This is a genomic window from Paenibacillus sp. FSL R7-0204, from assembly GCF_038002225.1.
Taxonomy (GTDB): Bacteria; Bacillota; Bacilli; order Paenibacillales; family Paenibacillaceae; genus Paenibacillus_AQ.
On sequence record NZ_JBBOCA010000001.1, the window covers coordinates 1,442,478 to 1,454,734 of the forward strand.

Annotated in this window: 10 protein-coding genes; 8 read left to right on the forward strand and 2 right to left on the reverse strand. The window is 48.2% G+C overall.

What is annotated here, in order from left to right; translation table 11 throughout:
- Positions 1-85: 85 nt before the first annotated feature.
- Entirely contained in the window at positions 86-559 is a 474-nt protein-coding gene (locus MKX42_RS06515; RefSeq protein ID WP_340751789.1) for a DUF2798 domain-containing protein, read from the reverse strand.
- A 143-nt stretch (positions 560-702) separates the two neighbouring features.
- On the opposite strand from MKX42_RS06515, the gene MKX42_RS06520 reads away from it, so the two are divergent.
- From MKX42_RS06520 to MKX42_RS06530, 3 genes are all read left to right on the forward strand, one after another.
- Positions 703-1,119, forward strand: a complete 417-nt coding sequence (locus tag MKX42_RS06520) for a MarR family winged helix-turn-helix transcriptional regulator (protein WP_036732520.1) — start codon at positions 703-705, stop codon at positions 1,117-1,119.
- A gap of 280 nt (positions 1,120-1,399) precedes the next feature.
- Positions 1,400-3,229 (forward strand): APC family permease, encoded by a 1,830-nt coding sequence (locus MKX42_RS06525; RefSeq protein WP_340751790.1) that lies wholly within the window; start codon positions 1,400-1,402, stop codon positions 3,227-3,229.
- Between the two features lie 161 nt (positions 3,230-3,390).
- The gene (locus MKX42_RS06530; RefSeq protein WP_340751791.1) at positions 3,391-4,155 is read left to right on the forward strand and encodes a hypothetical protein; all 765 of its coding nucleotides are present in this window, start codon (positions 3,391-3,393) and stop codon (positions 4,153-4,155) included.
- Here MKX42_RS06530 and MKX42_RS06535 read toward each other — a convergent pair.
- Positions 4,130-6,469: an AraC family transcriptional regulator gene (locus tag MKX42_RS06535; RefSeq protein WP_340751792.1), complete on the reverse strand. Its 2,340-nt coding sequence runs from the start codon at positions 6,467-6,469 to the stop codon at positions 4,130-4,132. The two genes, MKX42_RS06530 and MKX42_RS06535, sit on opposite strands and share 26 nt — an antisense overlap.
- A gap of 185 nt (positions 6,470-6,654) precedes the next feature.
- Here MKX42_RS06535 and MKX42_RS06540 point away from each other — a divergent pair, with 185 nt between their 5' ends.
- The 5 genes from MKX42_RS06540 to MKX42_RS06560 all read left to right on the forward strand — a co-directional run bounded on the left by MKX42_RS06540 (position 6,655) and on the right by MKX42_RS06560 (position 12,183).
- On the forward strand, positions 6,655-8,175 hold the full coding sequence (locus MKX42_RS06540; RefSeq protein ID WP_340751794.1) for an extracellular solute-binding protein: 1,521 nt from the start codon (positions 6,655-6,657) through the stop codon (positions 8,173-8,175).
- Complete coding sequence (locus MKX42_RS06545; protein WP_340751795.1) at positions 8,106-9,014, forward strand: DUF4037 domain-containing protein; 909 nt, start codon at positions 8,106-8,108, stop codon at positions 9,012-9,014. The genes MKX42_RS06540 and MKX42_RS06545 overlap by 70 nt, the downstream gene beginning before the upstream one ends.
- A 28-nt stretch (positions 9,015-9,042) precedes the next feature.
- Complete coding sequence (locus MKX42_RS06550; protein WP_340751796.1) at positions 9,043-9,486, forward strand: GNAT family N-acetyltransferase; 444 nt, start codon at positions 9,043-9,045, stop codon at positions 9,484-9,486.
- 250 nt (positions 9,487-9,736) lie between these two features.
- Entirely contained in the window at positions 9,737-11,134 is a 1,398-nt protein-coding gene (locus MKX42_RS06555; RefSeq protein WP_340751797.1) for a helix-turn-helix domain-containing protein, read from the forward strand.
- A 644-nt stretch (positions 11,135-11,778) separates the two neighbouring features.
- Entirely contained in the window at positions 11,779-12,183 is a 405-nt protein-coding gene (locus tag MKX42_RS06560) for a GNAT family N-acetyltransferase (protein WP_340751798.1), read from the forward strand.
- Positions 12,184-12,257 lie beyond the last annotated feature (74 nt).

Sequence of the window (12,257 nt, forward strand, 5' to 3'; positions counted from 1 at the left end):
AGGGTGTTCCGCACAGCCATGAGATCATGGCTGGCTGAGCACCCTTTTTGGTGTGGCGGGAACGCGGCACCGGTCCACGCCAGCTCTAGACGCCCGGCGCTGCCGTACGGACCGGAAACATCCGGCTGAACAGGAACCGGGTCAGCGGACCGGCCACCAGCAGCTGGAGCGGCAGGGCGCAGATGAAATTAAGCCCCAGGATGGAGAAGTAATGACGGAAGAAGTTGTCCCCGAATCCGAAGTGTGCTAGTGTGCCGTATAGAGACATGAGGATGACCATGCCGCAGACCATGAAGCATGAGATCGTTAGAATTTTGCGGATCTGGGGTGCGGACGGCTTCACTATTTTGAAGGCTAGCCCTTTGGCAATTCTGCCAACGACCACAATGTCGCAGAACAGGGCAACGGCAAGTGCCGGGAGCAAGCCCGCAGCCACATCCGTGAACAGCCTGCTGTTGAATCCGTTAGAAATAATTACATTATAGAAAGACATAAAGACGACCATGCAAAAACACATCATACTGGTGAAAATTAAAGCTTCTTTTTTGTTAGTGCCCATGTTTCCGAACTCCCTTAAATGTAAGTTTGTCAAACTTCACTTATAGTAGCAGTGGGATGGATTATTGTCAACCTAGTTGACAATAAGGACGGCAGGGATTTCCGGTAAGACGGAACTGCATTTCTATAATGGAGGTCTTGTAAATGAAGGAATATATGAGCGGGTTGAATCTGGTCGACATGATCAGCGAGAAGCATAAGGTGCTGCGGGACAAGGTGAACCAGATGAGCGGGGAGCCGCTGAATAAGACGGAGACGCATATTCTGGCGATGCTGGAGCAGCACGGCGTTCTGTCCATTTCGGAGATCAGCAGGCTGATCAGCATTTCCCGCCAGGGAACGCAAAAGACGATCAACAATCTGCTGGCTGAAGGTTACGTGGATACTGCTGCTAAGGAAGGGAATAGCCGGGACAAGCCTATCGTGCTCACTGCGAAGGGGACAGCGGCTTGCCGGAGTATGCTGGAGATCAAGCAGAATATTGAAGCCGAAATCACGGCACGGATCGGCAGGGAGCAGGTGGAGCTGCTGCGGACGCTGCTTACACAGGACTGGCTCTGAGACTTCCTGAAAATGGCTGAATATAGCAAAAAAAGCTGAAATAAGCAAAAGGGACGAAGCGGAAAGCCTGCTTGGTCCCTTTTGCTGTGTCTTTCGGCGAATATCATTTGTTATTCATGGTTTAGGGTTTGTCTAGGATATCTGCATATATACAGATGGTGATAAAAGAATTAATGTAGTATCGAACGGCAGCAAAAATAGTGTCTGTACCCAATTATAGGTCTAGATTTTATTTGTGCACTAGGGGTAATATAACTACAAAAAAAGTCGGTGAGTGATAATGATGTCTTCGGTAAAAAGGTTCCTGATCGGACGGCCGCTGAAGTCCGATCAGCTGGGAGAACAGAAGCTTAACAAAACCAAGGCCTTAGCCATTCTGTCCTCGGATGCCTTATCCTCTGTGGCCTATGGTCCGGAGCAGATTCTGCTGGTGCTGATCACGGTTAGTACAGCCGCATTCTGGTATTCCATTCCGATTGCGGGCGGGGTACTGGTGCTGCTCCTGGCTCTGATACTCTCCTATAGGCAGATCATCTTTGCCTATCCCCAAGGCGGCGGAGCTTATGTCGTATCCAAGGAGAATCTGGGGAAATATCCGGGTCTGATTGCCGGGGGTTCCTTGCTCGTCGATTATATACTAACCGTAGCTGTCAGTGTCTCTGCGGGAACGGATGCGATTACTTCAGCTTTTCCGAGTCTGCATCCTTATAATGTAATAATTGCCATTATATTCGTCCTGCTGATCACGACACTGAATCTGCGCGGGGTCACCGAGTCGGCCTCTTTCCTGGCGTACCCGGTCTATCTGTTCGTCCTGGCGATGTTCATTATGATCGGACTGGGCCTGTTCAATGTGCTGACCGGAAGAGTACCGGCGGAGCTTCACACCTCACTGGGAACACCGGTGGCCGGAATCAGCCTGTTCCTGCTGCTGCGGGCGTTCTCCTCAGGCAGCTCGGCGCTGACTGGGGTGGAGGCCATATCGAATGCGATCCCCAATTTCAAGGCGCCGGCACCGAATAATGCAGCCAAAACCTTAGCGGCGATGGGAATTCTGCTCGCGCTGTTATTCTCAGGCATCGTGTTCCTGGCGTATTATTACGGCATTGCTCCGCGTGAACAGGTTACGGTGGTGTCCGATATTGCCGAGCATGTCTTTGGCCGCAACTTCATGTATTATGTCGTGCAGGGAACAACAGCCTTAATTCTGGTTCTGGCAGCGAACACCGGATATTCCGCGTTTCCGCTGCTGGCTGTGAATCTGGCGAAGGATAAATTCATTCCCCGGATGTTCACCGTTCGCGGAGACCGGCTGGGGTACTCGAACGGAATTCTCAGCCTGGGTATCTTGTCGATTATCCTGATCATTGCCTTTAAGGGGCGGACAGAGCATCTTATTCCGCTGTATGCAGTCGGCGTCTTCATCCCGTTCACCCTGTCGCAGACGGGCATGATCGTCAAATGGCTCCGGCACAAGCCGGAAGGCTGGCTGCCCAAGCTGATCATCAATGCAATCGGGGCGCTGATCAGCTTCATTGTTACGATGATGTTCTTCCTGACCAAGTTCACGCAGGTCTGGCCGGTTCTGGTCTTCCTGCCGCTGATTATCCTGTTCTTCTACCGCATCTACAAGCATTATGAATCGGTCGCCGACCAATTGCGGGTAGCCACCTGCGGGGAGCCGCCGCTGGCGATTGAAGGGAATATCATCATCCTGCCGGTGGCCGGTATTACTCATGTGGTGGAGAATTCTCTGCGGTATGCCAAGTCGCTGGGCGCGCAGCAGATTATTGCCGTCCACATCCCGTTCGAGCGGGAGGATGACGTCATCTTCGAAGAGAAGTGGAAGAAGTTCCACCCGGAGGTGCGGTTAGTGACGCTGTATTCGCCTTACCGCAGCATCATTCATCCATTGACCAAGTTCATTGATACGGTTCAGCGCAAGGCCAGCGAGTCGAATTATCAGGTGACCGTCATTGTCCCTCAATTCATACCGAAGAAGGGCTGGCATAACATTCTGCATAACCAGTCCAGTCTGCTGATCCGCGCGCATCTGCTGTACCGGCGCAATGTCATTATCACTACCGTCCCTTATCATTTGAAAAAATAACAGGATTATGCGCAGGGAAGCCTCCAGCTTACGGATATCCGCAGGCTGGGGGCTTTCTGTATCTCCCCGGCATGTGATAAGCTTGACTCTATGGGCGAAGATTCGCTTCTTCAAGGTTCGGTTAAGCTAGTAGCAACAGTCAGCGGATGGAGGGACAGAGGTTGAAGAAACGCAGGTTGAACGGGACTCGAATTAAGGCAATACTGATGATGCTTATGCTTGTCCTGCTGCTTACAGGGTGCGCGCAAGGCACGGCCCATGTAACCGTGAAGAAGGACGGCTCTCTGGATCTGGCCTTCAGTCTGTTGCTGGATGCCCGGGCTGAGAAGCTGGTCAGCGGCAAGGTGGAGGAGCTTCTAACCACCCGGCTGGCGGCCGCAGGCATAGAGCTGAAGAAGACAGCAAGCGGCAAATCAACGGAATATCAATTTCATAAATCGTATGCTTCAATGGAGGAGCTGAAGAACAGCAGCAGCGGCTTTGATATTGTGGAGGCTGAAGTGGGACAGACGCACAGGTGGCTGTATACCAAATACGATGTGGTGGCCCAGCCTAAGCTGAACGCCTACTCCGATGAGATTATCGACGGCATCGGCAGCTTGAATGTCCCTAAGTCCCTGGTGCGGCTGCTGATGGGCAGCTTCTCCGTCGATTTCAAATTAACGATTCCCTATGATCTATACGGGGCTAATAATGCGGCCGAGCAAGACGGCAACACGTTAACCTGGCATGTGTCGCTTGCGGATTCCGAGCCGATTCAGCTGGTAGTCTATGTACCGGATATCAGGAATATTGCGATTACTGCAGGCGGCATCTTGCTTATTCTGGCTGTACTTCTTACATGGTTTATCAGAAAAAGAAAGCTGAAGAGGCTCGAGGCCCCGCCTGAAGGCAAGGCCCCTACTCATCGCCCGGGACCGCTCTAAGCTTCGTATGGAAGCTGTCACGGTACTGGCCGGGGGTCATCCCCTCCTGCTTACGGAAGGAACGGATGAAATTCTGTGAATTATTGTATCTCAGGCGGGAGGCGATATCCTTCACGGGCATATCGGTCTCCTCCAGCCATTTCTTGGCCATTTTGAACCGGTACATGGTCAGGTAATCACTGAAATAATACTGCGTCTCCTTGCGGAATACACTGCTGATGTAGTTGGCGTTATAATGCAGCCGGGAAGCACACTCCTCCAGCGTCAGATCCTGGTCATACTCATGCTGGACGATGTCGATCAGCTTCTCGGAGATATTATGATACTGGGCGTTCTGCCTGCTGTGGAAGATGACGATGACCGGCTGAATCACAATAGTCCAGAACCAGTCTTCAATCTCGGCCACGATATGCAGATCGGTCAGCTCCTCGAACAGGGAACCGCCCGCGTGGTAGATCTGATTCAGCGTAATTCCCGATTCCTGCATCATAATGAGCGTATTGTTCAGCAGCCGGGTCAGCGGAATCTGATATTCCTGCGGCGACAGTCCCAGCGCAAAAATACACTTGAACAGCTTATGCAGCAGCTCCTTCGCCTTATCGCTGTCCGCCAGCTTGATGGCATCCATCAGGTCATTTTCCGTGTGGGTCGGGTAGTTCAAATTGAGATAATGCTTGCCGGAATTGATATTCTCGTACTGGATAATGATACCTTTGCCCAGGGTAATCCGGTGCTTCAGAGCCTCCAGGCTTTCCCGGTAGGCAATGGACATTTTGTCAAACGAATGAAACGGCAGGCTCAGCCCAATGCTGACCTGCAGCTTCAGGACCCCGTTAATCTCCTGCTGCAGCTTCTCCGTCAGCGCATAGAGCATCCGGTGAAAAGCTTCCGTGCTCTCCTCCTCACTGCCGATGACGACTGTCAGCGCATGCCCCATCATCACAGGGGTTAGCCTGTGCTGCGCAGAGACCAGCTCCTGAGTCATATTATGCGCTGCGAATAACAGCAGATTAAGATCCTTTTTCTCATAGCTGTTCTCCTCGGAGAAGTCGATGCTCAGCGTAATCACAGCCATCGTCTTCCATTCCTCGACTTGCTTGCCGTACCCGTATTGCTCCAGCTCCTCCATCAGCTCGCGTCTTCTCAGATTGTCTCCGAACGCCTGAATCAGAAAGAAGGTCCGCACCTGTCCGAGATGCTGGCTGACCTCCTTCTCCAGCTGCGACTTCGATTGGAACAGGGAATGCACCTGTTCGCCAATAAGCTGGAATTCATCCGTACGCCCTGCCCGCAGACCGGGACGGCGCAGTCCAATCTGGGTGAGCAGCCGCTCGATAGGTGTATACATGCGCCGGGAGCCCAGCCAAGCCAGCAGGACAGACAACAGCAGCATGAATGTGCAGACGAATACCGTGTAGGTGCCAATTTTGCCGGATTCGCGGGTCAGGCTCTTGATGGAGGTGGCCGACAAATAGATCCAGCCGTTCAACTGGGAACGCATATAGGTGATCGAGTAATCGGCTTCATTAAGCTTGGTCTTGAATTGTCCCGACGGCTCGGCGGCAGTGGCGATCTGCTCGAAGCCCGTGAAGCCGGCCGCTGTGGCAGGCTCTCCGATCAGCTTGCGGTCCGGATGCAGCAGAATCCGTCCGCTTTTATCCAGCACCATAATACTGTCCAGCGGCTGCATATCGGGATTAATGAAGTCCTGAAGACTGCAGGCCGGAATATTGGCCAGAGCCAGTCCGTATTTCTGCAGCTTGGTGGTCGGCAGCTTCTTAATCAGGCTGATGCTGTAATTGCAGCCGGTCACGTTAATGCTCTCTTCACTGTAGAACAGGGAGGAAGGGTTCAGCACCCAAGAAGAGCTGCCTTCCACATTCAGCAGATTCGTCAGCTGCTCGTAATTACGGTATTCATTCAGCCGGTAGAGCCCGGAATTCTTGATCATCCAGTTCTGGCGCTGATTGAGCAGGATGACATCCTCCAGCTTCGTATCGAAGGACTGCATATTGCGGATTTCATTGCGGATGTCGTTATATAAAATGAAATCGTTTTCACTAAGCGGGTTGTTCAGCGCCTTCTTCAGCACCGAAGAGTTCACGACCTGGTTCAAGGTCTGGTTGACAGTATTCAGCTTATGTTCTACATTTGAGGTAATTTGTAAAATGAGTTCCTTTTTGCTTTCGTTAACATTTTTTTGAATTTCGCTGGAGGATGTGAAGTAGGAGAATGAGCCAATGAACAGCACCGGCAGGATGCTGATGGCGAACGCGAACATAGTTAATTTACTGAGAAAGCTAAGACGTTTCAACAGAGTTCAGCACCTTTGCATGAAATAGGAAAATCACTGTCTTAAGTGTATGCATCACGAAGGATAATAACAATAATCATCTGGTGCCGCAATAATCATTTTCTCTAATCATTCATACATAAGCTGCATTATTCAATAGATAGGCTTCTAAGGCAGATAAATATTACGCTTCAGGGGGTTATGGAATGTTCAACCGGTTAACGGGCAGAAAGAAAGCTCTTGCGGGGTGCTTCATCCTGTTCTTATCGTTCATGATGTTAAGCGCTTGCAGCGGGGGGGAGTCTGAGCGTTCCGATTCAGCGGGTGCCCCGGCACCGATCTCGATTCTGGCACCGCTGCATTTTCCGCAGACGCCTTCAGCGGAGCTGATCGCCGAGATTGAGAGACTGACCGGGACTCAGCTCGATATTACCTGGGTGCCGGAAGGCGTCTACACGGACAAAATGAATACCGCACTGACTACCGGCTCGCTCGGCAAAGTGACGTTCGTGAAATTCACCGATTATAATCCGGTTAAGAATATGATCCGCTCCGGCGCTTTTTGGGAGATTGGTCCCTATCTGGCGGAATTTCCGAATCTCAGTCAGCTGAATGCGGCGATTCTTAAACAGACTTCGGTGGATGGGGGAATCTATGGACTTTATACAGAAAGACCGGCCTCCCGGCAGGGCATTATTATCCGCAAGGACTGGCTGGAGAAGCTGCATCTCAGTCCGCCTAGTACGCTGGAGGAGCTGTATGAGGTGATGAAGCAGTTCACCATGAAGGACCCGGACGGCAACGGCAAGGCAGATACCCTCGGACTGGTGGACCGCAACGATCTGGTGTACGGGGTATTCAAGACGTTAAGCTCTTATTTCGGCACGCCGAATAACTGGGAAATCGAAGATGGACAGTTCATCCCGGAATTCGCCACGCCCGAGTATATGGACACGATGAACTTCATGCGCAAATTATACAAGGAGGGGATCATTAACCAGGATTTCGCCCTGACCAGCAAGGAAGTGCAGCGGGACAAATTCATCCGGGGAACCGCCGGGATCTTCATCGGGAGTATGACGGATGTGCAGCGGCTATCCATTGAGGCCAAGGCGATCAACCCCAAGGCGGAGCTGACGCTGATTAACCGGATTAAGGGACCGGACGGATATAAGGTATGGTCTATACCCAAGTACAACGGCTTGTACCTCTTTTCACGTAAAGCCATTGCTACCGAGCAGGAGCTGAAGCAGGTGCTCGGATTCTTCGACCGCACGATGGATGAGGATGTAGCCAACCTGATGGCTTACGGCTTCGAGGGCCGCCACTATAAGCTGGACGGGGAAGGCAAAGTAATTCTTCCGGAAGAAACGTCCCAGCTGCGGGTGTATGAGGTCAATCCGCTCAATTCCCTGATGATCGCCGATGTAGGCAATACCCATATCAAGGAGGTCGCGCAAAAGGAGCAGCTCACCGCCCTGGCCGACCAGCTCAGCCGGGATAACGAGCAGTTTCTCGTCGATGACCCCACCGTGTCACTCACCTCGCCGACCTATGACGAGAAGAACGCCGAGCTGTCCGCGATCATCGTGGATGCCACCTACAATTATATTCTCGGCAACATCGACGCCGCCGGCTTCGCCGGGGAGGTGGAGAAATGGAAGACCAGCGGCGGCAGCCTGATTATTCAGGAGTACGGGGAGGCGGCGAGGGGGTTGGAGGAGTGAGGCAGAATGAGTTCGTAAGAAAGGGTAAGGAACATTTCGAAACGGTAATACTTCCAAAACTCCGATTGATTTCTGAACAGGTTGTCAATAATATGATGATCTTCATTGAAGGTTCGGTTGCATATGGATTCTGTGATGAAAAATCGGATGTTGATTTAGATTATTATATCGACATGGATATTGATGAGGATATCCGTCAAAGAATCAGAGAACTTTTTACGGGCGAAACCTATTGGTATCAAGGGGTACGAGTATCTTACGGGTTTAGCGGAGCGTATTGGAAATTTGATCTCCTTATGAATGATGAAATGGATAGATTCTGGAATGAGTTTGATCCTTATGCGTTAAACAATATTATGAGAGCTATTCCAGTATGGGACCCCAAAGGAATCTTAGCATTATCGCAAAAAAGGGTTGAATGCTATCCGGATGAGATAAAAAAGAAGATTATTCGTGGTCTATGGGTTACAATTAATGACAGTGGCGAGTACAATTTCTGCGAAGCATTGAAAAGAAATAATATAATTGAAGGGCGGATCTATCAATATAGAGCAATAGAAGCAATGCTTCGACTGGTATATATCTTAAATAATCAATATTTTTATCCAACTAAATGGTTATCTGCGGGATTAGATCATGTACAGGAGGATTTTGGGCTAAAAGAGGCTTTTAATAAAATAGCTGCATCACATTGTGAAGAAGATGATTATAAAGAGTTTAAGAAAGTCTATGAAAATATGAAGCAATTTATGGTTCAGTATGATTCGATTGAATTAGAGTGTATTGACAACTACAGTATGATTTTTCAAAAACCATTTCATGTTTTTAGTGCATTTTAGATCAGACAATATGGAGGTAGATTACACCGTGAATATTCAATTACATAAGATTACCCCTGAGATGGAACAGGAGTGCACCCAATTGAGTGTAAGTGCCGGGCAACTGGATTTGGTGGCAAGTAATGCCGACTCACTTGTACATGCGACCAACGAACCTACCTCTGTACCCTATGGTATTTTCAATGAAGAAGAGATGGTCGGATTTATCCTGTTTGACAATGAAGCATATACAGACGGCTACTATTGGATTCTGAGATTTATGATTGACGGAAGATTTCAGGGCAAAGGGTACGGGAAAGCAGCAATTAAAGAGGTTATTAAGATGCTGAACAACCGCGAGGATTGCACACAGATTAGGGTATCGCATATCCCGATTAATCTAGCGGCTAATAAGCTCTATAAGAGTGTGGGATTCACCGAGACTGGGGAGTTTGAGGACAACGGGGATATTATTTTGGGTTATAGGATGTGAGCATTTTTTTAGGCCTTGAGTGAATCCTCAAGGTCTTTTTTTTGTGCCCGAAACTATTCATAACTCTATTCATGAAAGTGAGCAGGATGGCCATTGTACCAATAGTGGCAACCCTAATGCCAAAATTTTAAAGTTTAGGAAAAATACATAATCAGTACTTGATTAATGAATCGACCGCTGGTATATTTTGTATAACAGAAAAGGGATTTTATTCTATAAATACAAATTAAATAGGGAGGGTGGTTAGGACTTGCAGGCAACGACTACGATGTTATCGGAACTGGAGGAGTATTTGCGGCAGAAGGGATTATCGATCACGGAATTCGCCAAGCGTTCTCAGCTTCATTCGGGGACACTCAGCAATATTCTTCGCGGACACCGGCCTATTGCGATGCAGCAGCTAGATCGGATTACCGAGGCCATGGGACAGGAGAAAGGATACTTCTATGACTTGTATATCGATGATTATATTATCCGTGGTTCCTCAGACTGGAGAAGGATTGGACCGCTATTGCTCCGCTGTGCTGACCTGAACAGATTGGGCAGTATTCAGCGCCTGGCCCGCCATATTATGGACAATCTGATGTACGCTCCATTGTTGTTTGATAGTGCGGAAGAACTCTTCAAAGCCCGGAAAAAGGAAGCTGCTGCTGCTATCTACGAGATTGTTGCTGAAGCCGAACGCTACCAGCATTCAGAACGTTTGGCGCTATGCCAATTCAGGCTGTTTATTATTTCGCTCAGCGATGACCAGAACCGGAACCTGTGGGCTGCGAACCGGTTTGAGCCTTTTGTGGAACGGCTCGATGAAGTCGATCAACTGGATGCACTCAAAGAGCTTGCCAATACATACCGGTCTTTACAGCGCTGGGACAAGGTCGATGAATGTGCAGCCAAGATGGGGCATAAGGCTAGAATACAGTATGACCTGAAGGTCCAGCACGAACACAGAGCATCAGAACCCGTGAAGCTCCCCGGCAGACCGCTGTTCTTTTACATTGCATACAGTGATTTGTTGCGGGGGAATGTTTGTGATGAGCTTGGGGATTATGAGGGAGCTTTGGGTTACATAAGCCGTTATTCTGATTTGGGCTGGGTGAGAGAGCAGGAAGATGAGGTCGAGCGTTGGAAGAGTCTGTTTATGGAATGGTCCGAGGCTAATACTTGTCTAGCAAGGCTTTGGAGCGGGGAAAACGAAATTATTGAACGATATAAAATTTATATAGAGAAGCATAAAGAAGAACAGGTAACGGGGCTTCTAAATGTTGTTAGGGTAGCTAATAAGTATCAATTAAATGTTGATGATATACTAAATTATTTCAATCAAGAAATTCAAGAAGATATCAGTGAACTAATAGCGGGGAGATATAACCGGAAGTTGGCACTTGATCGTCGGGCTACATTAATGTATGAACTTGCATTTTACCATTTGCATAAAGGCGATTATCCTAAAGGTTTTGATTTGTTGTTAAAAACAATAGAAAATTTCCAGCAGATAAACAATGAGAAGTATATACTGGAAAGTGTAACTCTGTTTGAAAGGTTTAGAAATATTGCCAGTCAAGAGATAAGGGAGCAATATCAAACTTTACTTTTGGGAGGGAATTCTCATGAAGAAAAAGGCAGTTATACTTCTTACGGTTCTTAGTATTATTTTTGTTCCGATTGTGACAGTGCCAAGCATACCAATTTCGTCTGGCATAACTTTATATACCCATGGTGACGGTTAGCTGATTAATCCCTCCAACCCTTAGAACAGTATCATCCTATAAGCTCAACCTAAAGTCCTGCTACAGCTTCTTGTGGTGGGATTTTTCAGTGACATCAGCCAACCCGTTTCCCCACTTTACCTAAATTGTACATCTTAAATAAAAAAAGATCCGCCTTATTGGCGAACCATTACAGCAGATTGACCCTGCTATAATTTAGCTATTGCATCGCTAACCATTTTGTCACGCTCGGGATTGGCGCCGGGCATCGATTGCTCAACGTAATGACCGCCTGCAAACTGAATGGTGCTTTCATCTTTGATTGGAAAGCAACTTCAAAACCAATCTCCATGCTGCATTTGCATGCAAAAGCCATCAGGTGTTCACCAATTAAATCAAACTCTTTGCGCTCTCAAGAGCCACTCCTTTGACCCTAATGATTCTTCATTAAGCTAACAGGCAGCTATGCAGATTAGTACAAAAGTTTCTTCAAACATTCCATTATCTTTATACCTATTTAATGTTAATCTGACCAGAGGAAAAGATCTGGATCTAATAAACATTAAGGAAAGATGGTGCTGAGATGAGTATACGTTACGCTTCAAATATTGAGTTTATCACTAAGGAGGTACTTCAAGAGTTATTTCTATCGGTCAATTGGGAATCCGGTAAATATCCGAATGAGCTTATGCAAGCAATTCAAAACTCTCATTCAATTGTGGCGGCATGGGATGGAGCGAAGCTCGTTGGCTTGGTAAATGCTCTGTCTGATGGTGTTCTAACAGTGTATTTCCATTATATGCTTATCGATCCAAGTTATCAGGGGAAAGGAGTAGGTAAAAAAATGATGACCACTATGCTCGATCGATATAAAGAATATAAACAGAAAGTGCTGATTTCTTATCCGAGTGCAGTGGATTTTTATTATAAGTGTGGATTTTCGAGTGAGCATGGAACTACGCCTATGTTTATTTCAGAGTTGGTCTAATGCCACACTTCTCCTGATAAATAATCATCACTGAATATATCGAATCCGGGGCAATCCGGCCTGTGATTGACCGG